The sequence below is a fragment of the Methanoculleus methanifontis genome (genome assembly GCF_030464365.1).
Classification (GTDB): domain Archaea; phylum Halobacteriota; class Methanomicrobia; order Methanomicrobiales; family Methanoculleaceae; genus Methanoculleus; species Methanoculleus methanifontis.
This window is the reverse complement of record NZ_VCYI01000018.1, coordinates 18453-44129: the sequence shown is the minus strand read 5'-3', so window position 1 is coordinate 44129 and position 25677 is coordinate 18453. Positions and strand designations below refer to the sequence as shown.

Below are 25677 nucleotides of genomic sequence, written 5' to 3'. Positions count from 1 at the left end.
ACATCCGAAAAATCGGTTGAACCGATACTACTCCGGCAGAAACCCTCGGCCGATCCAAAAAAAAAAGTTACTCTCCCTTCAGCATCGCGTCGATCGCCGCGGCCGCCTTCTTCGCCGAGCCCATCGCCTCGATCACCGTCGCTGCGCCGGTGGCGATGTCCCCGCCGGCGTAGACGTGGGGGATGGACGTCCGGCCGTTCTCGTCGACGGCGACGTTGCCTCTCCGGCCGCGCTCAAGCCCCGGGATCAGCGAGACGAGGAGCGGGTTCGGGCTCGTGCCGATCGCCTGGATAACCATGTCCACATCGAGAGTGAACTCGCTCCCCTCGATGGGCTTTGGGGATGCGCGGCCGCTTGCGTCGATGCCGCAGAGCGACATCTTCACGCACTCGATCCCCGTGACGCACTGCTCGCCGAGGATCCGGGTCGGGTTCGTGCAGGTGAGGAACTCGATCCCTTCCTCCTTCGCGTGCAGGACCTCGGCCCGCCGTGCCGGCATCTCCTCCTCGCCCCGCCGGTAGATCAACGAGACCTTTGCGCCCAGGCGGCGAGCCACCCTTGCGGAGTCCATCGCGACGTTGCCGCCGCCGATCACCGCTACGCGGGCCCCGTGCAGGACCGGCGTATCGGACTCGGGAAACGCCTCGGCGTGCATCAGGTTCACCCTTGTCAGGAACTCGTTTGCCGAGTAGACGCCGTTTAAGTTCTCCCCGGGGATGCACATGAACGCGGGAAGCCCCGCCCCGGTCGCGAGGAAGACCGCATCGTAGCCGAGGAGTTCGTCCACGCCGACGCTTCTTCCGACAAGGTAGTTCTTCTTTAAGCGAGCGCCGAGGGCGAGCACCTGCTCGACCTCCGCTTTGACGACATCCTTGGGGAGCCGGAACGCGGGGATGCCGTAGGTCAGGACACCGCCGGCCTCGTGGAGCGACTCGAAGATCGTGACGGCATGGCCGGCGCGGGCGAGTTCGGCCGCAGCCGTCAACCCCGCCGGGCCGGAGCCCACGACCGCCACCCGCTTCCCGGTCGGCTTTGCCACATCGGGGAGGGCGGGGTCGTTCTCCCGTTCCCAGTCGGCCACGAACCGCTCGAGCGCGCCGATCCGGATCGGGGTCTCTTTGTTGCCGAGGATGCAGACGCCCTCGCACTGGGTCTCCTGCGGGCAGACACGCCCGCAGATGGCCGGGAGCATGTTCTGCTCCTTGAGCGCCCGTGCGGCCGCGGAGAAGTCCCCCTCCGCAACGTGCCCGATGAACGCAGGGATGTCGATGCAGACCGGGCAGCCGCTGACGCAGAGGGGTTTCTTGCACTGCAGGCACCGCTCCGCCTCGGCGACGGCCTCGTCGGCGGAGAGGCCGCAGTCGACCTCCCCAAAGTCCTTGATCCGGACGTCGGCCGGCCGGTCACTCATGGTGGTGGCCCCCTTCGCCGCACCGGCACCGGCGCTCCGCGAACCGCTCGAGCGACTCCTTCTCCTGCGTGGTGTAGATCCGCTGCCGCTGCATCAGTTCGGCGAAATCGACCTGGTGGGCGTCGAACTCGGGGCCGTCGACGCAGGCGAACTTCGTCTCTCCTGCAACGGTCACCCGGCAGGAGCCGCACATCCCCGTCCCGTCGACCATGATCGGGTTGAGGCTGACGTAGGTCTTCACACCGTAGGGCACCGTCACGCCGGAGGTGACCTTCATCATGATGGCGGGGCCGATGATCCAGACCCGGTCAATCTTCCTCTCCTCGAGCAGTTTCTTCAGGACGTCGGCTGCAAACCCATGCACGCCCTTGCTCCCGTCATCGGTCGTGACGTAGAGCTCGTCACAGATCTCCTCCATCTCGTCCTCCAGGATGAGGAGATCGGCGCTCCGCGCCCCGATGATCCCGATGACGTGGTTGCCGGCATCTTTGAGTTCCTTTGCGATGAGGGGTGTGCTCGCGATCCCGACACCGCCGCCGATGACGCAACAGGTGCCGTAGTCGGCGATCTCGCTCGGTTTGCCGAGCGGTCCCACGACGTCGCTGATGCTGTCGCCCGCGCCGAGGGTCGCAAGCTCCTCGGTCGTCTTGCCGACGGTCATGAAGATCACCCGGACGGTGTCTCCCCTGACCGCGGAGATGGTGAGCGGTATCCGCTCGCCCTTCTCATGCAGGCGCAGGATGATAAACTGGCCTGCCCGTGCGTGCTGCGCCACCTGCGGCGCACGTATCCAGTATTCGTAAACCCGGTCGGCGAGTTTGGTCGCTAATTCTATCGTATACAACCGCTTCACTCCTGATGATGTTGGTCTTCTTGACGTCGAAATGCATCTAACGCTTCGTACATATTGTGGCTTCAGCCTCTTTACTGCAGCTGCTCAACCCTGAAAGCGACACCGGGACAGACCGCGTTGGGTATGGGTGCCGGGTAAAAACGCGAACGATTATCCGTTGATCCGTCACAGGGAATAGGTATGCGGAATCCGGCACGTTGGGGAATTGCACTGACCTTCATCGGCGTGGTGCTCGCACTGCTAATTCCTATCTTCGGCATCCCGCTCATCGTGATCGGCCTCGCGCTGATCATCTGGCGGGGGCGCGAGGATACCATCGAAGCAATCAAGGAGTGAACAATGATACTGACGACGACTGAAGAAGTGCCGGGCTACGCCGCAGGGGAGGTTCTCGGCGTGGTCTCCGGCAACACCGTACGGGCGAAGAACGTAGGAAGGGATATCACTGCAGGGCTCAAGAGCCTTGTCGGCGGCGAACTCGAGGAATACACGTCCATGCTCGCCGACGCCCGGACCGAGGCCTACAACCGGATGGCCAATGCCGCGCACGACCTCGGGGCCGATGCGGTGGTGAATATCCGGTTTGCGACGTCGCAGACAATGGGGGGTGCGGCGGAACTCCTGGCCTACGGGACGGCGGTGAAACTCGTCCCGAAGAAGTAAGGGTTTTTCGGGTTTTTGGGGTTTTCGGGGCAGGGGATCCTGTCGTTCTTTTTTGTTTAGGATTTGCAGCACGGATTTGAGGCCGTGGGTATCGGGAACGTGTTTGACCTCTTGCTGGGGGTTAAAACTCTTGCTACTCACACATTTCCGTAACACGGATTTCCATCGGCTTCGCACCTTCGGTGCTCTAGCTCCGGTTCTCCGAACCATCGCTTCTCGCCACGCACTGCCCCCGCCCCCCGGGGCGGGGTGCGATGGGCCATAGGGCCGGAGCATGGGCACCGAAGGTGCGGGGGAGGAGGCCGAAGGCCGGGCGGGGTGCGACGGACGGGACGTCCGGAGCTTGAGAAGACCGAAGGTCTTCGAGTGGGGGCACAGGTATAGCCTTCTGGGGTAGAGACAGGGGAGGGGGGATGCTCCCCCCTTCCCACCTGACGGTGGTCGAGCTCCGGTTCTATGAACCATCGCACTCCCCGTCAGCCCCACCCCCAATGGCGATATCCACCACGGTCCACTGTACCGGGATTTTTCCTCGCTCGCCAGTTTCAACCCTTGAACGTCGCAGGCGCAAAAGACAATGGATCTCGATGATTCTAAATTTGAGCGCCACAAAACATGAGCCCAGGGGGAACCGACCCCCCGAACCCACTCACTCCCCGAGCTTCTTCACCTTCCTTACCCTGACCGAGACACCGCGCTTCGACCGGAGCATCTCGTCCGCGCCCATCATCGCCCGGCCGGTGGCGATCGCGAGCGGGCCTTCGACCAGCACCTCGTCTCCCTCCCGTATCCGGGGATCACACATCGTGATGCCCGGGGCAAGGACGTCGCCCTGCGGCACGAATTCGTCGATCCTGACCCGGTACCCCTCCGGGATCAGTTCCCATCCCGCAAACGTCGGGCGGAAGAGCCCGGTCCCCGCGTCGACGCTGAAGAGTTGCTGCTTCCCGCGGAGCACCGCCATCTGCATGCTCCTCCCCCGGAGCTGGAGACCCTTCGTGCTGATCTCCGTCCCGAACTGCCAGGAGACCGTGCCCCGGATGGTGTCGGTCTGCATCCTCCGCTCGCCTTCGAGGGCGGCGTTTAATGCCCGCAGGGAATCCGGGGACGTCGGGTGGCCCTCGCAGGTCACCTCGAGGTCGATGCCGCAGGCTTCCGCCGCCATCTCCGCAACCGTGAGCGCCCCGCCCTCGAGGTGCGCGATCACCCGGCGGTAGGGGTGTGCGGCGAAGTAGCGGGTGAGGATATCGGCGATGAAGGCGCACTCCTCGCGGTCCCAGTAGCCGGTCACCGGCACGTCGTAGTGCGCCGCCGGGTAGATCCGCTCGAGTTCTCTCGGCACGAGGCCGAGGGGCGAGGTGACGATCAGTTCGTGCGCCCGCCGGTTCACCGTGTTCACGAAGAGCCGGTGACTCCGGGAGAGCGAGTAGGGCTTCCTCGCCGAGCAGGGGAGGAGGACCGCGACATCCGTCCGGGTCGGGACGAACCGCTCGATCACCCGGTCGGCGAACCGCCGGACTTCCGCCCGGTTCTGCGACTCGGCGGTGCTGGCCCGCATCGGCACCGCCCGCGCCACCGGAAGGGAGCGCTCCATGAACGCATAGTTGCGGTCGAGGAACCGGAGGATACCGACCTGTGCGGCATCCGTGCGGCACCGGGCTTCCATCAGTTCCCGGAGCCTGCCCACCTCGATGTAGTGCCGCACAAGGGCAACCTCGCGGTCGAGCGCGAGACGGTTGTGCCGGAGAAGGTCACCCTCCCGGCACCCCTCGCACCCGCAGACCCCGGTCTCCATCATCGATGCGGGGAACTCGCCTTCCGGCAGGCAGAACTTCTTCTGCGCGGAAGCGAGGTCGACACCCCGGTAGTCGAAGAGGTCGAAGCCCGAGTAGACGAGGAGGCAGGCGGTCGAGGGGAGCGCCGCAGCCGGGGCGTACCACGCGGTATCCGGCGGGATCTTCTCTTTCAAGCCGGCAAGCCATCCCGCGTAACTCCGGGGGTTTTTCTCCGCCGTGTGCCAGTTCGCGACCATGATGCAGTCACCGGACTCCGCCGAGGCGGCGAGCGGGTGGACGGCCACCGGCTGCCCCTCGCCGGGGGAAAAGTAGTTCTCCACGAACGCCGGGTCGATGGCGAGCGGGACGTTCGAGAGACCCCGGTCGCGGAGCGCGGGGAAGAGGGCGCCCGTATCGAGGGCGGCGGGGAGGGATACGCTTGCCTCTTCGTGCTCGTAGGTTCCTACCCGGGCGAGGCCGTCGCGCTTCTGCGCCTCATACCTGCTCATGGAGCACCTCCGCACCGGGCACCTCTTCGAGGACGAGGCTCGCCCACTTCTTGCCGCACCGGACGGCAAACCGGCTCTCCGGGTGCGCTCCCATCAGCGCCCGGATGCCTGCACACCCCGACCTGACCATATCATCGTCCCACTCCGGAACCTCGCTCTGGCCTACCGGGAAGGTCTCCGCGAGTTCCACGGGGTAGGGGCCGAAAGGTGGTTTGAAGTTCAGGACGGTGTCGAACCCGGACGCTTCCTGCCCGTCGAACGAGATGAGCACCCGCTCGCCGACGGGGATGCGGGGGATGACCTCGTGGAACCGGAGCACCTCGGTTCTCCGGCAGGTCTCCGAGCCCCGGTAGAAGAACCGGCGTTTGGAGACGGGATCGTCGCGTTCGAGTTCCGCAACGTGGGCGAGGAGTTCCCGGTAGCCGTCGAGCAGGCGCGGGTGGCTCCGGCACCGCTCGTCGACGAGCTCCCAGAGCGTCCCGTCCTGGATCGCCTGCCGGATGCGGGCGATCTCCGCAAGAGTGACGTGCAGGTTGTGGAGGGCGAGCAGCCGCTCCCGGTCATCGGACTTCCGGAGTTCGTCGGCGGTCATCGAGCGGCAGACCCGGCAGGGGCAGGGGAGTTCCGCGAGTTCGTCGATCTTAAGGCTCCCGTGCGGGGTGATGTAGCGCCCCTCCCGCGCGAAGAGGGCGTATGCGGCCGAGTCGAAGAGGTCGCAGCCCATCGCGACGGCGAGGGCGAACATCGACGGGTGGCCTGCGCCGAAGAGGTGGACGGCGGTACCCGGGGAGAGGCCGCGTTTCGCCGCAAGGACGACCTGCACGAGTTCTTTGTAGCGGTAACTCTCCATCAGGGGCACCACAGCGCCGATGGGAGCAAAGGTGAAGTCGAGGTCCCGGACGGCGCGGCCCGCCTTCTCGCGGAGGTCGGTGAAGATGCCGCCCTGCACCGGCGCTGCCAGGTTCGCGTCGGGGAAGAGGGCCTGTGCTTCCCGGATCCGCTCCATCGTGACCGCGAGTTCCCGTGCCGCCCTCCCGGGCCCTGCGTCCGGCGGGGTGGGGATGTCCAGGGGGACGACGATGTCGCTTTTTATTGCCTGCTGGAACTCGAGCGTGTCGGGGTTGCTCACCTCGACCTCCCCGTAGACGGAGAGCTGGAACGAGCCCGAGTCGGTCATGATGACGCCGTCGAAATCGAGGACGCCGTGAAGCCCTTCCGCGAGTGCCCGGTCGTGGAATTCGGTGCTCCGCCTGAAGATGTAAGCGTTCGTGATCAGCGCTTCGACGCCCATCTCCTGCATCTCGCGGGGGGTGACCAGGGGGAGGTGGGGGTTGACGACGGGGAGGAGCGCGGGCGTCCGGACCGTTTTATCGTTCACCCTGAGTTTGCCGACCCTTCCTGCGATATCTTTGTGTATAACTTCAAAAGTAATTGCCATTCGGTTTAAACCGCCTTTTCTTCGAATATCTGCCCCTCGAACGTCTGCACGGCGACGTCAGTGCGCTTCCAGCACCCGGGCGGAAGCCCGGCCTTGACGCAGGTCTGGTCGAGGAACTCTCTGCTGGTCCAGCCGTACTCGGTCGGGACCTGCGGGAGGAGGAGACCTCCGGTCCCGAGGCCGCTGACGATCAAGCCGTGCTTCCCGACCTCGACGTGGTCGGGGCGTTCCTGTGGCGGGCAGTCGAGCGTCCGGGGAAGCGTGAGCACCGTCACCTCGAACTCGAGGCCGTCGAGTTCCCGCCGCGATACCGGGGGGAAACGGGGATCCTCGAGAGCCGCCGATGCGGCCGCTTCAAGGATCGCGTCGCCGAGCGGTTTTACCGGGTACGGGAGGCCGATGCATCCTCGGAGGTGCCCCTGCCGTTTGATCGTGACGAAGACGCCGCGTTTCTCCCCAAAAACCTCTGGGAGATCGGGCAGCACCGTCCGTTCGCCGTCGACGGCTGTCTCGATGGTTTTGCGTGCCAGACGAACTGCCGTTCTGCCTTCTTCCGGGGTCAGCATTTCCATCAAAATGGGTTGTATGATATTGAATACTTTTAGTCTTTCTCGGGAGAAGAGGGAGCGGGAGCACAGGCCGGAGAGGTGATGGAGCAGGGCGCGTTGCCTTCGGGGCGCACCAGAACGGTCAGGGACTCGCCTGCGGGGATGGGCCGGTCGAGGCGGAGCCGGATCGTGCACTCCTCCCCGGCACCAAGGAGGTTGTCGCCCCGGGGTGTTGCCGCCGACCACGTCCCCGGTTCCGGGAAGGTGTCTTTGGACGGGGCGAGGATCTCAAGATACGTCCCTGCCATGACCGTCACGGTGGCCCGGGCAAGGTCGACTGGATTGCCTTCCCCGGTATGGGCGACGCGGACGGCGACGGTATCCACGAAGGTGCCGGAGAGCCCCTGAATCGACGAGAAGCCGGTGACTTCCCCGACCTGTTCTAGATACGGTTCGCCTGCGGCGAAGGCAGGATACATGTCCAAGTCAGGTGTTGAGCCGCCGTTCATGCCGCCCGCCCCGGACGAGACGAGCGAGAAGAGTGTGGTGACCGCGACGAACGCCGCAAAGATTGCCGCAAACTCTAGGTGTGTATGAACTTCGCTTCCCCCCATGGTAACGCCAATGGTAAGACCCGGGAGCAGGTATAAAAAATTATCGCTGGTTATGGTATGCGCGGCCGATCCGGAAACGCCCGTAGAACGGTTCTATTTTCGGCGGCTGGGGGAGAACCCGGGCGGAGCACCCGCACGGGTATATATTCCCGTGGTAGATATTATATGGGAGAGGGAGAGTGCGGCCGACGGTGGCACATCATGTGCCGCTGAGGAAAGTCCTCCCACCGGCCAGACACGCAGCCGCATGCAAGTGCGGGTGGCGAGAGTCACGGCAATGACACAGAAACGACACGGCCCGCCGTCAGTGATGAAACGATCGAGCCTCCATCCGGGGGCGAGCGGCGCGGGTTTCCACGCAACTCGTTGAACGTAGCGGCGGGAAACGATGAAACGGTGAATCCCTGCGGGTGCAAGCCAGAATCGGGCTTATGGATCGTCTGGTATCCGCCCAGGTATGGCGCGTAGCTGAATGCCGCACCGAACAGAAGGAGGCTTACTCCTCCCACTCTTCACAATCGCAAGTTCTTTTCAACAGGATTTTATTAACCCTTAGCCGCCCCGCGGCCTCAGGTCAATCTCCTCAAACGTCACGACGTGCGAATCGAAGACGTCGCCCTGCTCGTTTATGAAGATCTGGACAAAGATCTCAGCAGGTGTGTTCTCCATGGATACGACGTCGCCGTGCTCCGCCCGGACTTCGAACCCAAGGGCCTCCAGTTCGCTCCGGACGGCGTCCCGGGTGTAGTAGGTCGAGAGGATATCCCTGATCTTCGCAAGGACGGTCTGCTGTTCTTCCTCCGTTACGGCCATACTCCCTCATGCGCCCGGGGGTATATTAACCTCTCCAGTGCCTATAGGCAAATATATATGTAAAAAAATTACCATTAGTAATAAGATGGAGATCCCCACCCCGGCGGAACTGCGGGAAAAACGGCTCCGGATGGGCTTAAAGCAGGCAGATGTAGCCCGTATGGCAGGAATAAGCCAGTCCATGGTCGCGCGGATCGAGGCAGGCAGCGTGGACCCGAGGGTGAGCACGCTCGCCAAGATCGTGGATGTCCTGCGGGCAGCGGAGCACTCGGCAATCACGGCGGCCGACGTGATGCACACCCCCGTGCTCTCCGTCGCCCCGGACGATCCCGTCGGCCGTGCCGTCGAGATCATGGGCACAAACGGTATCTCCCAGCTTCCGGTGCTCGAGAAGGACGTGCCTGTCGGGTGCATATCCGAATCGGCGATCATGAACGCCATGGAGGAAGGAGGGTTCCACCAGACGCACCGGAAACTGGTGCGGGACTACCTGGAGCCCGGGTTCCCGACGGTTCCCCCGACGGCGCCGATCGATACGGTCGTCTACCTCCTGCACCACAGCCATGCGGTCGTCGTTATCGAGAAGGGGAAGGTGCAAGGTGTGATCACCAAGCACGACCTGATATCGTTGATCACCTGATTTCAGAGAAGCGAGACCAGGTCCCGGAGAACCGCTTCGGGGTCGTCGGCCTTGACCACGCTTGAGGCGAGGAGGACACCGCATGTCCCGAGGTCGACGGCGATCTTCACACACTCGCCCGACTGGATGCCCGCTCCGGTCAGGACTTTCGTCTCCGGGTTCACCGCCCTGACGGCGTTGACGGACCGCTCGATGATCCCCGGGTCGGCTTTCGAGACGGAGACCCCGCTCCCGATCAGTTCCGGGGGCTCTATCGCCACGTAGTCGGGGTGGAGGGCGGCGGCGGCGGCGCTTGTGGCGTCGTTGTTCGTGCAGACGACCGACTCCAGGTGAAGCCGTTGCGCGGCCCGGACGCAGGCGTCGATATCGGCCAGGGTGAGGCGGTGTTCGGAATGGTTGATCAGCGTGCCGCGTGCACCCGCTGCCCTGACGGCCTCGGGGAGAATATGGCCGGTATGAGCGCCGGGGGCGATCGCATCGATATGCTGGGCATAGACGGGTATCGCATAGTGGTGGCTCATCGGGTGGATCTCGGTGAAGACCGGCGCGATGCCGATGACGACGCCGCTCTCTCTCGCCACGGTCTCGGCCGCAGCGGCGATCCGGTGAGCGTTGCTGCCCATACCTTCCTGATAGGTCTTGAGATTGACCAGAATCAACGGTGAAACCATATCCATTACTCCCCAATAGGCGGGTACTTACCACGCATCGCTGCTGCCCGCCTTGAGTGGTGTGTTTGTTTATCACTGCGGTTATTAATATTGCTGTGATATATTGCATGCCATCTCTTCTTCTTTGCTGTGGTATTTTTGGTGCCGTTTTTTGCCTTTGGCTCAGGGCTTGAAGAATGCTTTTGAGGTTGTCCTCCCCCCGGTCATCTGAAGATATTCGGTCTTCTCATGTTCCGTTCCTGTGGAATGCCGCACGTCGCATGAGGCAATGCTACACGTGAAGTTTCAGGTGTAAAGTTCTACCGGAGAAAGCGGTGGTCGATGGCGCCGGGCGGCCTGAAACCTCCCTGCTCCGACGCCTGCGGCAGGGCGCGCGGCGGTCCCCTGTGCCCGACGCGGCCGTTCTTGCGGGGCGTAGATTATAACGGTTTTTTCTGTCCTCCGCACCCGGAAATCGCGGCGCGCACCGGAGGGAGCGAGTTGGTACGATATCCGATCCCGCCGCAAGACCGGCCATTCTCCCGCGCCCCCGACCCCCGGGATGGGATCGAAAACCCCGGTTTTGCGAACAACCGACGGACGTGTAGAGAGATTGGACAGAAAAGATAAATAGATTGACATCTACGTCCCTATGCGGATGCCGGAAATGGCGTTTGAAAAATGAGGGAGGTTCATCCCATCCGTCCAAGACCGGATGAACCCCCAAACAGCCCAGAAGGCAGAAGAGTAGTCTGCATTCAATGTACTTAAAGATGCGCCTCTTTTGCCTCCGGGGATGTTATAGGAGGAAAAGTAAATGAACGGAAACATTGGAATGCGGGCGCTCTCCACGCTCTTCGCCGTGCTGCTGGTGAGTGTCGCGATGGTGCCGGCGATGGCGTGCGAACCGGGAACACCTTGCGGCGATGCCGAACTGGACCTGCAAAAAACCAATCTGTCGGGTCTGGAGAAGTACGAAGTTGTTGCTTCTGCTTTGAACCTGAATGAGGTGCAAAAACTCTCAGAGATCCCACGTTCCGAAGATCTGAGTATGATCGTCGACAACGCGAAAGCATTCTCCTTCGAGAAGGAACTTGAAGACGGATCAATCAAGCATGCAACGGCTGTAGTACTGCCCATCGAATCTGTTATTGAAAAAGACGGTTTGGTCCAGACATCAAACATCGTTGCGGTCTGGGACGATGACAATGCCCGGGTACTCAAGTACACGTGTATTTTCCAGGAAAAGTCTCTGTACACACTCGAGTTCAGCATAATTGACGCCAATGGAAATATGGTCACGGAAACCATTATCGACGAGGGCTCATTCATCCAGAAAACGTCGGAACATCTCTTTGTAACAGATGAGGACCCGGATTACTGGCAAAGAGTTGTTTACTGTATCACCCTGAATTGTGCCTGTGCGCTTGCTGGAATCCCCTGTCCTGGAGTGTCGGTCTGTGAAATTTGTATAGTGTTGTTACAACCATGTGTTGCTCTTATGACTCCATATACCTGCGCCCCTGCCGTAGCTTGCTTAGGAGTGGAAATAGCCGCATGTATGTACGACAGCCTGTAAATCAGGTAAACACCTCTTTTTGTGGAGTGTGCTATGACAACACAACAGCGCTATCAATTTGTAGTGGTTATCGTATTACTCGGACTCGTTTGTTCCGGTTGTTTGGAAACAGACGTAGATGTGGATACGCTTCTGCAAAAAGCCGCAGAAAAGCAGGCAAATGTAGAGAGCCTGGCATACATCGAGAAGCTTACTTTATATATAGGAAATGAAACGGAGACTATCGAGTATGATGTACTTTTAAAGAAACCGGACAAATTTCGAAGAATCGAAAAGAGCGGCTCATTTATACGCTCAGAGGTTACTTCTAATGGAGATATAGTCTGGATCTATGATCCTGAGAAAAATATAGTGTTCATTAGAAATCTGACATCATCAGAGAAACTACCAGAACCTGCGATCTATGTGCTGTTGAATGATAATATCTCTGAAAAATACATGGTAATAGGTCAAGAAATGGAGTCGCACTACTCAACCTCTGCTTATAAGATAGAACTGGCTTCTCGCGAGTCGGATAACGAAGATACGAGAGAATATCTGCTGTGGATCGACCCCGATGGTCTTATCCCGTTGAAACTGGAGAGTTGGGACAAGGGCAATCCAGTGCTAACCCTGGAATATCGAGATTATTCGATAAATTACACAGCAGATGATAGTGATTTCACCTTTACGATTCCTGATGATGCGTCGGTGATGTATATATGAAACTCGACCCTATCGTCAAGGAGGCACTCTGGCGCTCAGTTGTAGTCTTTTTCGTGTCGATTATCATCGTCGCTATCATCATCGCGACAGCTCCCCTCCCAATACCTGCGTTCTTGTTGTTTCCCTTGGCATTGACGATCACTGCAGTATATTTCTCTATTATGGTGTGGTATGGACGAAAGGCAGCCGGACGATCAAAACCCCATACCTATCCTCCATCGTTCCCTCCGGTTAGCGGATACAGGGAAGGAGGAAAGATGCAGAGGCGAGTCGTTGTCGAGAAGGTGACCGACGCCATCCTTGCCGTCGTGATCTTCCTGATCTATATCTACGCGTCCCTTGCGTATTCCATCAACCAGGTCTTCTGGCTTCTCATCATCGTCCTCCTCGGCCTGCTACTGACGCGCATCGTCTTCATCGATGGTGGGGAGCGCCGCATCACCTTCGCGCGATCGGTTGTCTTCTACCTCATAGTAGCCATGATCGTTCTTCTGCGCTATCTGGCACTGGGGTATCCCGTTGTCCCCCTTCTCCGGGGAATTGTGCTTGTTGGTATCGTTGCTTTTCCCATCCTCTATATCTGGGAACGGCGATCGGTTCCGAGGGGAACGGACCGATGATCGATGGATGGCCTGTGGAGTGATCGATGTGCTCTACACACACCTCTGCGAAGGGCGGAGGACTCATGGTTGTAAAAACAGTGCAGGCACTTGCCGTTCTGCTCATCGCGTGCACGTTGTGCATTCCTGCAGCCGCGGCTTCAACAGTCTCCCTCGAATACTACCACATGGACCGGTGCTCGGACTGCAGGTTCATCGATCCGCTGATCGCGGACCTGGAAGGCGCCTACGACGGCGCCCTCACAATCGAATGGATCGACGTCGAGACCGTGGAAGGATGGGAGCGATGGAACGCATACGCATTTCTCGAAGTCCCGGCCGTGGTTGTGGACGGCACCGTCAAAATCCCCAAGGAAGAGATAACTGAGGAGAGCCTCAGGGCGGCGATCGAGCAGTCCCTTGCCGGCGAGCAGCCGCAGGAGAACTCGCCGCCGATAAACTGGGACATCCCGTTTGCATACTCTCTGGGCCTCCTCTCCGGGTTTTCGCCCTGCCTGATGGCGATACTCGGATTCATACTGGTGTACGTCACCGGGTCGGGCAAAGAATTGAAAAGCAGTCTCCTGAATTCGTTGATATTCGGCCTGGGGCTGGTCGCCGCGTATATCGTCATGGGATGCTGCTTCCTGCTGGCGGGGATGTCGCTCGGCGGTTTCGGCCCGTATCTCGCCGTCGCGGCGGGACTGATCACGATACTCGCCGGGGTGAACCTGCTCGGGTTGATACGCCTCCCGGTCTCCACCGACGACTATGTCCGGTCATCGTTACGGAAGCACGCGACCACCCTTGCCGGGTTGTTCGTGCTGGGCATGATGTTCTCGATCGTCAAGGTCCCGTGCGCCGCACCGATGCTTCTCATCCTGCTCAGCAGAATCCTGATCGACGGCACCGTGCAGGATCTATCACTCCTGCTGGTCTTCGGGGCAGGGGTGCTCACGCCGTTTCTCGGCGTCGGGGTCCTCGGGGGATACGCCTCGTCAAGCAGGATACGAGAATACAGGGATATAATTTGAGCGGGAAGCGGGATTTTTTTGATAGGATTCGGGATCTGGATGCTCTTCTGGGGATAAATGGAGAATGCCGGAGACGGAGGTACCCGCCCGGAACGGATCGTCCGGGTAGTGGGGTCTCATGGCAACGGTGCCAAGATACCCCTTACTCCTCGATTCCCCGGACGAAATGCCCGCCGGTGATGCCCCCGAGCGCCCGCCGTCTCGCCTCCTCCTTGAGCGCGGAGAGCGTGCCGGGGGCTCCCCGGCCGACGGCGTCGAGCCCCGCCCGGTAAAGCCCGGCCATCTCCCCGGCGTAGCGGGGCCCCCGCCCCCGTGCATCGATGGCGACGGCCGCGATGCCCGTCCCGGCGATCCGGGGCAGGCGGTCGATGAGGCAGGTCTCGACGGCGTTCGCGATAGAGGTCCGCCCCTCACTGTCGCGCCGGACCGGAAAGACACGGCCCCGCCCGTCCTTGAGCCCCAGAAAACGGCCGCCGGGGCTCTCACCGGCGGCCATCGCCGCCAGCCGGTCCTCGGTCACCATCGCCTCGACGTTCCCCTGCACCAGCACCTCAAGTTCGGGAACGCTCTCGGTCGTCGCCGCCAGACGGGCAAGGTCGGCCGCCGGAAGTTCGGGGGATGCCGTACACCGCAGGAAGAGCGCCGCCAGTTCCCGGGCGGTGCGGTGGTTCCAGACGTTCAGCCCGGCTGCGCCGTAGAGGTTCATCCCCGGAGCGGCCCGCCGCACCGCGTCCGCAGCGCCGGGACCGCTCACCATGACGCCGCGGACCCCCGCCTCATAGAGCGACGGGAGGAGAGGAGCCGCCGTATCAAGGAACGCGCGCCGGGTGATCGACGGCCATTTCCAGACAGGGTCGGCGCCTCCTCCGGCGCAGACGGCGGCGGCCTCTTCAAGGACCTCCGGGTCGGCGGACTCGATATAGACGGTCCGGGCGCCGCCCCGGACGGCGGCCTTTGCACCCTCAGGGGTATCGACGTAGACCGATACCGACGGGAGCCGGGGACCGGGATGCGGCCCTGCAGGATGCGTCATCCCGGCAATCGCCGCCCGGGCACGTTTTCCGGCCGCATCCACCGCATCGGGCCCCGGACGCCGTGCGGCGAGGACGGCCTCCTCAACCTTCTCCAGGAACGTTCGCCGGACCCCGTTCAACTCCCCGAGCGGGAGAAAGAGCCCGCCCGGGTACCGGAGGTCCATCTTCCGGACCGTAAACGGCGTTCCTCCGGTCTTTCGGAGTTGCTCCGCGATCCGGTCCCGGGAGAGCGGCCGGTTCCGTGCAGGCTCCATCCGGAGGTCCGGGCGGTAGCGCACCCGGAGCGGCTCACCGTCGTTCCGGTCGACGACCGCCTCCAGGCAGGGGGTGCCGTCCTCCCAGGTAACCGAAAGATCGAGCGGCAACGGCCGGAGAGGCTGTTCCATGACCTGTTTTGCCCGCTCCTCAAGGTCCGCGCTCTTCGTCAGGAAGACCCGGGCCCCCGGCACGACGGGCGCAGGGACGGAGAGCCGCACCGTGCCGTCGCGGACGGTGGGCGGGCCGCGGACGACCGCGCCCGTATCCTCCTCCGGGTCGTCCGTGCAGAAGGCCAGTCCGTCGCCGGAACGGGGCGCGAGATCGCCGGCGAGGCGCACGGTCGCTTCGTGCCGCTGCGGGTTGTAGCCGGCGACCGTGCCGAGCGGGACGCCCCGGTTCCCGGGCCGGTCGCGGGCCATGATATCGCGGGCGCCGAGGATGTAACCCTCCGTGAACTCCCGGTTGAATGCAAGCGCAAGGTTCCGCATCTCCTCCCGCGAGGGGGACCATGCCTCTCCTGCAGCGAGCGCGTCGAGGGCGCGCCGGTAGATGCTCACCGTCGTCGCGACGTACTCCGGCGAACGCATCCTCCCCTCGATCTTGAGCGCCGCCACCGGTGCACGCACGATCCGGTCAAGGCGCGGGTATACCGAGAGATCCCGGGTCGAGAGCAGGTAACGGTCCGATCCGGACCTCGCCCGCAGGTCTTTCGGGCGCCCGTACTCGTCCGTTTCGGCGGTCACGAGCCGGTAGGGCTTCCGGCAGGGCTGGGCGCACATCCCGCGGTTCCCGCTCCGCCCCCCGATGACCGAGGAGAGGAGGCACTGGCCCGAGTAGCAGTAGCAGAGCGCCCCATGGGCGAAGACCTCGATGCCGATCCCCTGTGTCCCGGCATCGGCCGCAATATCCTCGATCTCGGACAGCGTGAGTTCCCGGGCGAGCACCACGCGGGAGAACCCTTCCCGTGCCGCCCGCGCCACACCTTCCCGGTTGTGGATCGCCATCTGGGTCGAGGCGTGGAGGGGGAGGTCCGGGACGGTCTCCCGGGCAATCGCCGCCACCCCGGCGTCCTGCACAAGGACGGCGTCGACCCCGATCTCGTAGAGGTGAAGAAGGTAGCGGGCGACGTCAGGGAGTTCGGCGTCCCGGACGAGGACGTTTACGGTGACGTAAACCCTGACACCCCGGAGGTGCGCGTAACCGACGGCGTATTCGAGTTCCTCGTCGGAGAAGTTCGCCGCGTAGTGCCGGGCCCCGAACCGTCGCCCGGCAAGGTAGACGGCATCGGCACCGGCGGTAATCGCCGCGGCCAGGGCCTGCGGTGACCCGGCCGGTGCAAGCAGTTCCGGCGGCCCGGACGTCTTATGATGATCGTGCGGCATCTGCTTCGTACCGTTCGCTCTGGCGGCCTATATACCCACCCCGGGTGAAGCGGGTATCCTTTTTGGGCAGGAGAACTATCTGGAGAGGGGTTTGTGTATGAATTGCATAGGGGTTATCGGCTACGGGCACATGGGCAGCATGCTGGTGAACGGATTCCTCTCGTCCGGCGTGCTCGGCGTCGATGAGGTCGTGGTCACGTCCAGGAGCCAGGAGAGCCGGGATGCATGCGCCGCAGCATGGCCGGGGATCGGCATCGCCAGAGCGAACAGGGAAATCGCCCGGCGGTGCCGCACGGTCATCCTCGCCGTCAGGCCGCAGGAGACAACAGAAGTCCTTCGCGAGATCGTCCCCGGGATGGACGGCGACGAGCATGTCGTCTCGCTTGCCGCAGGCGTCGGCCTCACGGAGCTTGAGGGGCTGTTTTCAGGTTCGGTCACCCGGGCCATTCCCACGATCACCTCAACGATCGGGCAGGGGACGACGCTCGTCTGTCATGGGCGGCAGGTGGGCATGCACGACGCCCTCCGGGTTGAGGGGCTTTTTTCATCCATAGGAAACGTGATGCTCGTCGAGGAGGATGAACTCCCGGCGGCCACCATACTCTCGAGCTGCGGGCCGGGGCTGCTCGCCGCCGTCATCGAGGAACTTGCGGGCGCGACGGCCCGTGCGAGCGGTCTTGCGCCGGATCGGGCACTTTGTCTCGCAACAGAGACGGCCGCGGCTACGGCTGCCTACCTCCGGGAGACCGGCGAGACCCCGGGTGACCTGGTCGGGCGGGTCGCGACCGGCGGCGGCGTCACGGAGGCCGGGGTGAAGGGGCTCCGGGAACGGCTGCCGCAAGTCTTCGATGAGACAGTCGCCGCTATGCTGGTGCGCTACGGCGCGGTGGGGAAGTGACGGCGGACCGGAACCGCTCCCGATCCTCCAAAGACTGCAGGCAGACTTTTAAGTGGTAGAGCAGGAATACATCCGGTAAGTATGAAGATCGTCGTCTCTGTGGAGAATGCCGCCGTTATCGATGAGGTGGCGGAGTACAACCCGACGTTCATCGAGATACGGCTTGATAGGATGGAGGGTGATCTGCTGGACCAGGTTCGTATGATCCGGGAGAAGACCGGTATCCCGCTGATCGCCACGCTCAGGAGCAGGGACGAGGGAGGGCGTTTTGTCGGCGACGCGGATCTCTGGGCCCGCATCGTCGGGCCGATAGCGCGATACGTCGATATCGTGGACGTGGAAGCACGTTACCGGGATCACGCGCCGTTCATCAAGAGCCAGGGGGTCCAGATCCTTGCGTCGCTGCACACAAACGAGATGCCCACCGTGCCCGAGCTCGGGAGGATCGACGAGATGCTTCGGTCATACGGCGATATCCCGAAGATCGTCGTGCGGCCTAAAACCCGGGAAGACCTCTTCGAACTCGTCCTCTTCACCCACCAGGCCCAGAAACCCATCTGCACGAGCATCATGGGTGCCGAGTTCCGCTACGCCCGCGCAATCCTGCCCCTCTTCGGGTCGGAGTTCACGTTCAGCCATGCCGGCGCCCCGACGGCCGAAGGGCAGTACCACATACGGGAGATGCGGCAACTTGCGGATCTGTTGAAGTGAGGGGGGGGTTCGACATGATCCGGGGTGGGATTTTTGGAGCCAGAGACTGCATCCGGCAAAACAGTGGATTTATGAACACGAAGGTTCGAGTGCCGCTAGGTTCCAGCTCGCGCTGTGAAAACGAAGGACTGTTTACCACATCGCCGACCACGGCTTTCCATTGAGTATCGCCACGCACTGCCCCCGCCCCCTGGGGCGGGGGAGGAGGCCGGAGGCCGGGTGGGGTGGGGGTTTGCAACTGTCAACTTGTGGGCGGCAACTGCCTAAAGACAAGAGTTCGAGCACGGTTTATGCAAGTTGGAGACAGGGGAGGGGGGTCGCCCCCCTCCCCGTCAGCCCCTCCCCCAATGGCGATACCCCCACGGTCCACCGCATCGGGCCTTACTTGATATCCGTTGGTCTAGCAATCTCGGTTCCACAGGGATAGCGATACCTCGCAAGGCAGGAGCCTTAAAACCCTTCCCTAAAGGGACTGCCCTGCTCCTGCCTTACCCCCCCACTCAAAGACCTCCGGTCTTCTCAAGCTCCGACCCCATGGCCCGTCGCACCAAACCCCCGGTACTTCGCCTGCTCGAGCAGTGCATCCAGAATAACAATCGCGAGCATGCACTCAGCGACCGGAACAACCCGCGGTGCGATGCAGGGGTCGTGCCGCCCTTCGACTGATATCTCCCGCTCCTCCCCGGCGAGATCGACGGTCCGCTGTGCCTTGCGGATCGAGGGCGTCGGCTTGACGGCGATCCGGACGACGATCTCCTGCCCGGTGCTGATCCCGCCGAGGATGCCTCCCGCGTGGTTGCTTGCAAACCCGGTTTCGGTGATCGGGTCGTTCATCTCGCTCCCGAAGAGCCGGGCGGCGCCGAACCCCTCCCCGATCTCGACGCCTTTCACCGCACCGATGCCCATCATCGCCCCGGCAATGGCGGCGTCGAACTTCCCGAATACCGGGTCGCCGAGGCCCGCCGGGCACCCGGTCGCCGTCACCTCGACGATCCCCCCTACGGAGTCGCCCGCGTCCCGGGCGGCACGGATCTCCGCTTCCATTGCTTCCGGCTCCGCCGCCCCGTGCACCTCGATAACCCGTCCCCTGATCACGATGCCGCAGGGCTCGAGGCAGCGAACCGCCACCGCTCCCGCCGCGACCCGTGCAAGGGTCTCCCGGCCCGAACTCCTCCCACCGCCGCGGTGATCGCGCAGTCCGTACTTCTCCTGCCAGGTGTAGTCCGCGTGGCCCGGCCGAAATACGTCCCGGAGCGCGTCGTAGTCCTCCGACCGGACATCCCGGTTCCGGACGACGAGCGCGATCGGGGCGCCGGTCGTTCGCCCCTCAAAAACCCCCGAGAGGATCTCCACCCGGTCGGCCTCCTGCCTCCCGGACTCGAGGGGGCTCTTCCCCGGCCGCCTGCGGTCGAGGTAGGGCTGGATATCCGCCTCCGTGAGGGGGATCCCGGGCGGGCAGCCGTCGACGACCGCTCCCACTGCCAACCCGTGGCTCTCGCCGAACGTCGTGCACCTGAAGTTTCTTCCGAACGTGTTCATGCAAGCATCTCCCGCACCAGTTCAGGTGTGACCGCTATTCCGGTTATTAGCCGGAACTGCTCCACCGCCTGGTGGACGAACATCTCCGTGCCGGGTATCGTCTCGCACCCGGCCTCCCTTGCCGCCCGAATAAGGGGCGTCTCCGGCGGGGTGTAGACGAGGTCGAATACGGTCGTCCCCTGCTCTAGGTCGCCCGCGGCAAGCAGGCTCCGGGTGTCGGGCTCCATCCCGACCGGGGTCGTGTGCACCACAACATCGGCGTCGCTCCCCTTGAACTCTTCCAGTGCCCCCCACCGGCACCTGAACCGTTCCGCGAGCGTCCTCGCCGCCTCCGGCCGCCGGGAAAGCACCGTCACCTCCATATCAAGCGTTCTGAGCGCGTAGACCGCCGCGGCCGCCGCGCCCCCGGCGCCGAGCACCACCGCCCGGCCGCCCCGCCGGTGGGCGAGCGGGATCCGGACCCCGAGCCAGTCGGTGTTGTGGCCGTACATCCTCCCGCCGCACCGGACGACGGTGTTCACCGCCCCGATCGCCGTCGCGTGCTCGTCGATCTCATCGAGATGGCGCATTACGTCGGTCTTGAACGGGATGGTTACGGAGAGGCCTTTCAAGGGGAGGAGGGCCGCGAGGCGGATGATGGCTCCCGCATCCGGCCACTCGAAGCGGGTGTAGTGGTAGTTCATCCCGAAGTGCTCAAAGAGCCGGTTGTAGAGGAGCGGGCTCCTGCTGTGGGCGCAGGGGTTCCCGGCGATGCCGCATACCATGAGACCCGGGTTCTGGTCGATCATAACTCCGAGGCCCGGAAGGCTGAACCGCTCAAGGAGGGCGTCGCGCTCAGGCCTTCGCGTCTTCGCGTCTTCGCGTGCGGTCACATTTCCATATCCTTGCTCCCGGACGATCATATTCGCGACCTCCCCGGGCGTGCGCCTCCCGGTATCGATGCAGGCATCGGCCGCGCCGAGGTAGCCCTCTTTTCTCCGGAGAAGAAGCGTGCGCACCTCCTCTTCCGGCGGGAGACCGGTCAGCCCCGGCCGGTCGCTTCCGGTGATTCGCTCAACGATGACCCCGGGCGGGGCGGTGAGGAGGAAGACCCTGCCGTGCCACCGGAGGGCGGCGACGTTTGCCGGGTCGCATACCGCCCCGCCGCCGGTGCCGATCACGCCCTCCTCATCCCTGAGCGACGCGACAACCTCCCGCTCAAGGGCACGGAAGTGCGCTTCCCCATGCTGCCGGAATATCTCCGGAATCGGCATCCCGGCCCGTTGTTCCACCAGCGCATCGATGTCGTAGAACGGCAGACCGAGGCGATCCGCGAGGATCCGCCCGACCGAGGTCTTCCCGGTCCCCCGGAAGCCGGTAAGGACAACCTTCACAGCAGCCCCTCCCCGTAAAGCGCCTCCCAGAACCCGGGGAAGGACTTCTCCACGCATTCGGGATCACGGATCGCCATCCCCCCGACCGCAAGCCCGAGCACCGCAAACGCCATCGCCGTGCGGTGGTCGTCGTGCGGATCGACGGCCACGCCGTGGAGGGGCGCGGGCGTGATCGTGAGGGAGTCCTCCGTGACCTCGACCCCCGCACCCATCCGCCGGAGGGTCTCCGCCGTCACCCCGATGCGGTCGCTCTCCTTGTACTGCAGGTGCCCTGTCCCTGTGATTGTCGTCGGCGACCCTGCCGTCGCCGCCACCGCCGCGAGCGTCTGGACGGTGTCGGGGGACGAGGACATATCGATCTCGATGCCTTCGAGATCGCCCGTCCGCTCGACCGTCATCGCGTCGGTGCCGGCGGCGACGCTGCACCCCATCGCCTCGAGGGCTTCGAGGAACCGACGGTCGCCCTGGACTGATGCCGGGTTCAGGCCCGTGACCGTGACCCTCCCGCCGCAGACGGCCGCGACCGCGAAGAGGTAGGAGGCCGAGGAGTAGTCGCCCTCGACCCGGTAATCCCTCCCCCGGTATGCTCTACCGCTCTCCACCCGGAACCTGTCGTAGCCCTGCCGCTCGATACGTGCGCCGAACCGGAGCATCACATCCACGGTCACGTCGAGGTACGACCGGGAGGCCGGGGCCGCCGGGAGCGTGAGTTCCACGTCCTCCTCTGCGTAGGGCGCCGCCATCAGGATGGACGAGACGAACTGGCTGCTGATGCTCCCGTCGATCGCCGTCTTCCCGCCCCGGAGCCTGCCGGAGATGCGGATGGGGGGGAACCCCGGCTCGCCGACAAACGCGACCTCCCCGCCGAGCATGCGGAGCGCTCCGGCGAGCGGCCCCACCGGCCGCTCGAGCATCCGAGAACTCCCCGTCAGCACCACCGGGTGCTGCGAGAGGAGCGCCGTCGAGGTGAGGAGCCGCAGCGTCGTCCCGGAGTTCCCGCAGTCGATGGTCACTTCTCCCGCCGCCGGGAAGGTGCCGTTGCACCCGGCGACGGCGATCTCTCCCGGCAGCCACTCGAGCGGCACCCCGAGGGCTTCAAGCCCCCGGGCGGTCAGTTCCGTATCGGCCGCCCGAAGCGGCCTTGCGATCCGCGTTCTCCCCGAGGCGAGCGCTCCCGCGATCAGCGCACGGTGGGTATAACTCTTGGAGGGCGGTGCCTGAAACGCCGCGTCGACCGGGCCGGTCTGCGACACCCGGACGATCATATGCCCGGCACCTCCATGCGGGTGTAGCACCCGAGTTCCCTGACAGCAGTCATAGTTTTGAGTTCCTCCTTTGCTTCCCGCCATCCTTCGGCAATCTCCATGTCGATGAAGAACAGGTACTTCCCCATGCCCCGGCGGGACGGCCGCGACTCGATCCGGGTCAGGTTGATCCCGCGCCGGGCGAAGACCCCGAGGATATCGGCAAGGAGCCCGACCCGGTCGAGTTCGGGATCGACGAGGAGGCTGCACTTTGTGCACCCTGCGATCTCACGGGGGACGGCTGATATCTCGACGAACCGGGTGGTGTTGTCCCTGCTGTTCTGGACGTCCCGGACGGCAATCGGGAGACCGTAGATCCGTGCCGCCGTCTCCGAGACGACGGCGCCGGCGTGCTCGTCCCTCTGCATCGCCATCGCGCTCGCCGCATTGCTGCTCGTGTGTACGACCTCCACCCCGAGGCTGTCAAGGAGGACGGAGCACTGCTCGTGCGTCTGCGGGTGGGCGTAGATGACCGGGAGGCGTGCGGGGTCTCCCCGGGCCGCGAGGTGGTGCCGGACAGGCATGTAAGCCTCTCCGGTGATCGAGACATCGAACTCCATCAGTCCCTGGAGGGTCTCCCCGACACCGCCGGCCTCCGAGTTCTCGATCGGGACAAGCCCTTTCGCTCCGCCGGCCGCCACGCGTTTGATGATCGAGCGGATCGTCGGCAGGAGTTCGATGTCGTTGCCAAAGAGTGCGGCGGCAAGTTCGTGGCTGACCGTCCCGGCCGGCCCCAGCGTTGCGACGGTCATCGGCTCACCACGTGGCTGATGAGGTCGTCGGTCTCTTCCGTCGCGGCCCGGAGGTAGGAGGCGTAATGACCGGCATTGGCGGCAAAGAACTCCCGGAACCGTTCGGCGTCCCCGGACTCGATGATCTCGCGGAGCGTCCGGACAGCCTCCTCGAACTGTGCAAGCACTTCCGGGACGGCCGGGTTCATCTGCAACATGTCGCCGTAGAGCCCCGCATCCTGGGCGAGAAGCCGTCCGACGAGCCCCATCTCGATCCGGTAGACGGGGCTCGTGAACCGGAGGGTCTCCGCGACGTCGGCGCCGGTCCGGCGGATGGCCTCCGCCTTTGCGAGCGTCCCGAAGTGGGTGAGCCCCTGGATCACCGCCATCATCCGGTCGTGGTCTTCCGGTGTCGAGAGGGTGATCGCCGCCCCCTGGTCGCGGAAGACGGATAAGAGTCCTTCAAGGGTCTCCGGGCTGCACCTGGCCGGGGTGGCGACGATCGTCTGGCCCCGGAGCGACGCGGCACCGGGCCCGAACATCGGGTGGAGCCCGATCACCTCCGCACGGGAGGCGAGCATCGCCCTGACCGGTTCGACCTTGAGGGAGGTGAGGTCGCAGAAGACCTGCTCGTCCGAGAGGAGCGGCGCGACCTCGCGGATCACGTCGACGGTGGCGCGGATGGGGACCGATACCATGACGAGGTCCGCCGTCTCCGCAACGGCGCGGGCGGTGAGGGAGGTCTTCGTCCCCGAGACGATCGTCTCCCACCCGGCGGCCTCGAAGACCTCCGCAAAGAACCGCCCCATCTGTCCCGTGCCGCCGATGATGCCTGCAAGCATTCCCGTCACTTCTCCAGGATCGTCTCTTTGACGGCGACGCCGAAGTGCCGCCCGCCCTCCGCGACGCTGCCGAGCACCCTATCGCCGACCGCGAGGGCGGCGACCGATACGGCCGTCCCGTCCTCCCGGACGAGCCGGATCGTCTCGGCGTTCTGGAGAACCAGGCTCACCGTCGCGTCGCCGGCCTCCGCCTCGACGAGGAGGAGCGGGCGGCGCTCGATCTTCACCCTGCCGACGACCGCGTCGTGGGTAGTGCCGGTATGCTCTGCGACGAGCACCTTATCGCCAACCGCGAGGTCGGCAAGGTACGCCGTCTTCCCGCCGGGGAGGAGGGTATAGGCGTGCACCGCACCGGCGTTCACCCGGAACGGGCGCGGCGCCACGTAGGGGTTCTCCAGGGTCTCGGGGTGCACCATCAGGAACGCCGATGAGGTGTTGCCGACGAGCATCCCTTCCCCGTCGGCGAGGATCGAGCAGGTGTCGACGCAGACCCTATCCCCCATCCCGACGGGGACGATCCGGGTCACCTCGAACGGGACGAGAGGAACCTCTTCGCCGGCGCCGGCGATCGTCTTCGCGACCCGCCGGATCTCCGCCGGATCGTCGGTCGAAAGGAGGATGCCCGCCGTCCCGCGTTCGAGGACGGTCAGGGCGACCTTCGCCTCGTCGGCGTTCCTGACCGCTGCAACAATCCGGTCGGACTGCGCGACGAGGTTCTCGAGCGGGATGACCGTCCAGTCCTGTGTCCTGACGATGACGAAGCCCTCGCGGGAGAGCCGGATCGCCTGTTCTTCGGACTCTTTGTCGACGATCTCGATCTCGAAGACGTCCTTCCCCGTTATAAGGTCGCCGTTCTCCGCGATCGTCGTCACCCGGCCGAGTTCCCGCACGCGCTCTGCGTCGTCCGTCACCAGGGCGTCGGCACCGCTCTCGATTGCGGTCGTCGCGAGATCCTTCCTCCACGGCCGGAGATCGACCCAGAAGAGTTTCATCGCTCAGTCTCCAGGGCTTCTGCCGCGCTTTTGCCCTCGTGCACCACCCGGGATATCGCGGCGATGAACCGGGCGGGGTCGTCGCGCTGGAAGGCGTTCCTGCCCATGCAGACGCCTGCCGCGTCCGCATCGATGGCGCCCCGGATGGTCGTGAGCGTCTCAAGGTCTCCACCCTTCTCGCCGCCGGCAATCATCACCGGCACCGAGCAGGCTGCAGTGATCCGGCGGAATGTCTCCGGATCCCCGGTGTAGTTCGTCTTGATCAGGTCGGCCCCGAGTTCTTCCGCCACCCGGACGCAGTGCCCGACCGACTGAGGCGACACGGGATCGATCCCCTTGCCGCGGGGGTAGATCATGATCAGGAGCGGTATCCCCCAGCGGTTGCAGTCCCGCACCACCTCGCCCGCCGATTCGAGCATCCTCGACTCGTTCGGCGCGCCGAGGTTGATGTGGATCGAGACCGCGTCGGCGCCGAGCGCGACCGCCTCCTCCACGGTGCAGACGAGCACCTTGTCGTTCGGGTCCGGGTTCATCGAGGTGCTCGCGGAGAGGTGGACAATGAGCCCGATATCCTTTCCGTGCTTCCGGTGCCCGCCCTTCACCATGCCCTTGTGGAGGACGATAGCGTTTGCCCCGCCCTCACTCACCGCGTTGACCGTCTCGGTCATGTTGCAGAGCCCTTCGATCTGGCCCATCGTGAACCCGTGATCCATGGGGATGATCACGGCACGGCCGGTGTTCCTGTCCATTATCCGCTCAAGACGGATCTCTTTTCCAATCAT

The 25677-nt window shown here is 63.9% G+C and carries 25 protein-coding genes and 1 other RNA gene; 10 read left to right on the top strand and 16 right to left on the bottom strand.

Features of this window, described 5'->3' with window-relative positions; genetic code table 11:
* Positions 1-67 precede the first annotated feature (67 nt).
* Together gltA and FGW20_RS11950 are read right to left on the bottom strand one after the other, a co-directional pair.
* Complete coding sequence (gltA, locus tag FGW20_RS11955) at positions 68-1411, bottom strand: NADPH-dependent glutamate synthase (RefSeq protein WP_301678314.1); 1344 nt, start codon at positions 1409-1411, stop codon at positions 68-70.
* Complete coding sequence (locus FGW20_RS11950) at positions 1404-2264, bottom strand: sulfide/dihydroorotate dehydrogenase-like FAD/NAD-binding protein (RefSeq protein ID WP_301678313.1); 861 nt, start codon at positions 2262-2264, stop codon at positions 1404-1406. The genes gltA and FGW20_RS11950 overlap by 8 nt, the downstream gene beginning before the upstream one ends.
* 180 nt (positions 2265-2444) lie before the next feature.
* Here FGW20_RS11950 and FGW20_RS11945 point away from each other — a divergent pair, with 180 nt between their 5' ends.
* Entirely contained in the window at positions 2445-2600 is a 156-nt protein-coding gene (locus FGW20_RS11945; RefSeq protein WP_301678312.1) for a hypothetical protein, read from the top strand.
* Between the two features lie 3 nt (positions 2601-2603).
* A complete protein-coding gene (locus tag FGW20_RS11940) occupies positions 2604-2927 on the top strand; it encodes a YbjQ family protein (protein ID WP_301678311.1) in 324 nt (107 codons plus the stop codon).
* Positions 2928-3576: 649 nt separating this feature from the next.
* Here the strand turns inward: FGW20_RS11940 and arcS are convergent.
* The 4 genes from arcS to FGW20_RS11920 are packed head-to-tail and all read right to left on the bottom strand — an operon-like array spanning position 3577 to position 7811.
* On the bottom strand, positions 3577-5211 hold the full coding sequence (gene arcS / locus FGW20_RS11935; protein WP_301678310.1) for an archaeosine synthase subunit alpha: 1635 nt from the start codon (positions 5209-5211) through the stop codon (positions 3577-3579).
* Complete coding sequence (gene tgtA / locus FGW20_RS11930) at positions 5198-6649, bottom strand: tRNA guanosine(15) transglycosylase TgtA (protein WP_301678309.1); 1452 nt, start codon at positions 6647-6649, stop codon at positions 5198-5200. Before tgtA ends, arcS begins: the two co-directional genes overlap by 14 nt.
* Before the next feature lie 5 nt (positions 6650-6654).
* The gene (locus FGW20_RS11925) at positions 6655-7221 is read right to left on the bottom strand and encodes a TIGR00296 family protein (RefSeq protein WP_301678308.1); all 567 of its coding nucleotides are present in this window, start codon (positions 7219-7221) and stop codon (positions 6655-6657) included.
* Positions 7222-7250: 29 nt separating this feature from the next.
* Positions 7251-7811: a hypothetical protein gene (locus tag FGW20_RS11920; protein WP_301678307.1), complete on the bottom strand. Its 561-nt coding sequence runs from the start codon at positions 7809-7811 to the stop codon at positions 7251-7253.
* A 169-nt stretch (positions 7812-7980) separates the two neighbouring features.
* On the opposite strand from FGW20_RS11920, the gene rnpB reads away from it, so the two are divergent.
* Positions 7981-8322: RNase P RNA component (rnpB, locus tag FGW20_RS11915), an RNA gene on the top strand.
* A 41-nt stretch (positions 8323-8363) separates the two neighbouring features.
* Here the strand turns inward: rnpB and FGW20_RS11910 are convergent.
* Positions 8364-8624, bottom strand: coding sequence for a hypothetical protein (locus tag FGW20_RS11910; protein ID WP_301678306.1), 261 nt, complete (start codon positions 8622-8624; stop codon positions 8364-8366).
* An 85-nt stretch (positions 8625-8709) separates the two neighbouring features.
* On the opposite strand from FGW20_RS11910, the gene FGW20_RS11905 reads away from it, so the two are divergent.
* On the top strand, positions 8710-9264 hold the full coding sequence (locus tag FGW20_RS11905; protein ID WP_301678305.1) for a CBS domain-containing protein: 555 nt from the start codon (positions 8710-8712) through the stop codon (positions 9262-9264).
* Between the two features lie 2 nt (positions 9265-9266).
* On the opposite strand, the gene tpiA is transcribed toward FGW20_RS11905, so the two are convergent.
* Positions 9267-9935 carry a triose-phosphate isomerase gene (tpiA, locus tag FGW20_RS11900; protein ID WP_301678304.1) on the bottom strand — a complete coding sequence of 223 codons (669 nt, stop codon included), beginning with the start codon at positions 9933-9935 and terminating at the stop codon, positions 9267-9269.
* A 796-nt stretch (positions 9936-10731) separates the two neighbouring features.
* Between tpiA and FGW20_RS11895 the strand changes: the two genes are divergently transcribed.
* The 4 genes from FGW20_RS11895 to FGW20_RS11880 all read left to right on the top strand — a co-directional run bounded on the left by FGW20_RS11895 (position 10732) and on the right by FGW20_RS11880 (position 13831).
* A complete protein-coding gene (locus FGW20_RS11895; RefSeq protein WP_273259254.1) occupies positions 10732-11493 on the top strand; it encodes a hypothetical protein in 762 nt (253 codons plus the stop codon).
* A gap of 33 nt (positions 11494-11526) precedes the next feature.
* Complete coding sequence (locus FGW20_RS11890; protein ID WP_273259255.1) at positions 11527-12198, top strand: LolA family protein; 672 nt, start codon at positions 11527-11529, stop codon at positions 12196-12198.
* 257 nt (positions 12199-12455) lie between these two features.
* Entirely contained in the window at positions 12456-12818 is a 363-nt protein-coding gene (locus tag FGW20_RS11885) for a hypothetical protein (protein ID WP_273259256.1), read from the top strand.
* A gap of 65 nt (positions 12819-12883) precedes the next feature.
* Positions 12884-13831, top strand: a complete 948-nt coding sequence (locus FGW20_RS11880) for an urease accessory protein UreH domain-containing protein (RefSeq protein WP_301678303.1) — start codon at positions 12884-12886, stop codon at positions 13829-13831.
* A 142-nt stretch (positions 13832-13973) separates the two neighbouring features.
* Here the strand turns inward: FGW20_RS11880 and FGW20_RS11875 are convergent, their stop codons facing one another.
* Complete coding sequence (locus tag FGW20_RS11875) at positions 13974-16505, bottom strand: U32 family peptidase (protein WP_301678302.1); 2532 nt, start codon at positions 16503-16505, stop codon at positions 13974-13976.
* 97 nt (positions 16506-16602) lie between these two features.
* Between FGW20_RS11875 and FGW20_RS11870 the strand changes: the two genes are divergently transcribed.
* Positions 16603-17403 carry a pyrroline-5-carboxylate reductase family protein gene (locus tag FGW20_RS11870; RefSeq protein WP_301678301.1) on the top strand — a complete coding sequence of 267 codons (801 nt, stop codon included), beginning with the start codon at positions 16603-16605 and terminating at the stop codon, positions 17401-17403.
* 81 nt (positions 17404-17484) lie between these two features.
* Positions 17485-18114: a type I 3-dehydroquinate dehydratase gene (locus FGW20_RS11865; protein WP_301678300.1), complete on the top strand. Its 630-nt coding sequence runs from the start codon at positions 17485-17487 to the stop codon at positions 18112-18114.
* A 519-nt stretch (positions 18115-18633) separates the two neighbouring features.
* Here the strand turns inward: FGW20_RS11865 and FGW20_RS11860 are convergent.
* From FGW20_RS11860 to FGW20_RS11830, 7 genes are read right to left on the bottom strand one after another with little or no spacing between them, the layout of a single operon-like run.
* A complete protein-coding gene (locus FGW20_RS11860) occupies positions 18634-19653 on the bottom strand; it encodes a chorismate synthase (RefSeq protein WP_301678299.1) in 1020 nt (339 codons plus the stop codon).
* A complete protein-coding gene (aroE, locus tag FGW20_RS11855) occupies positions 19650-21026 on the bottom strand; it encodes a shikimate dehydrogenase (RefSeq protein WP_301678298.1) in 1377 nt (458 codons plus the stop codon). The genes FGW20_RS11860 and aroE overlap by 4 nt, the downstream gene beginning before the upstream one ends.
* Positions 21023-22291 (bottom strand): 3-phosphoshikimate 1-carboxyvinyltransferase, encoded by a 1269-nt coding sequence (aroA, locus tag FGW20_RS11850; RefSeq protein ID WP_301678297.1) that lies wholly within the window; start codon positions 22289-22291, stop codon positions 21023-21025. The genes aroE and aroA overlap by 4 nt, the downstream gene beginning before the upstream one ends.
* Positions 22288-23082: a prephenate dehydratase gene (locus FGW20_RS11845; RefSeq protein ID WP_301678296.1), complete on the bottom strand. Its 795-nt coding sequence runs from the start codon at positions 23080-23082 to the stop codon at positions 22288-22290. Before FGW20_RS11845 ends, aroA begins: the two co-directional genes overlap by 4 nt.
* Complete coding sequence (locus tag FGW20_RS11840; RefSeq protein ID WP_301678295.1) at positions 23079-23903, bottom strand: prephenate dehydrogenase/arogenate dehydrogenase family protein; 825 nt, start codon at positions 23901-23903, stop codon at positions 23079-23081. The genes FGW20_RS11845 and FGW20_RS11840 overlap by 4 nt, the downstream gene beginning before the upstream one ends.
* Before the next feature lie 5 nt (positions 23904-23908).
* On the bottom strand, positions 23909-24895 hold the full coding sequence (locus tag FGW20_RS11835) for a 3-dehydroquinate synthase II (RefSeq protein WP_301678294.1): 987 nt from the start codon (positions 24893-24895) through the stop codon (positions 23909-23911).
* A complete protein-coding gene (locus tag FGW20_RS11830; RefSeq protein WP_301678322.1) occupies positions 24892-25677 on the bottom strand; it encodes a 2-amino-3,7-dideoxy-D-threo-hept-6-ulosonate synthase in 786 nt (261 codons plus the stop codon). Before FGW20_RS11830 ends, FGW20_RS11835 begins: the two co-directional genes overlap by 4 nt.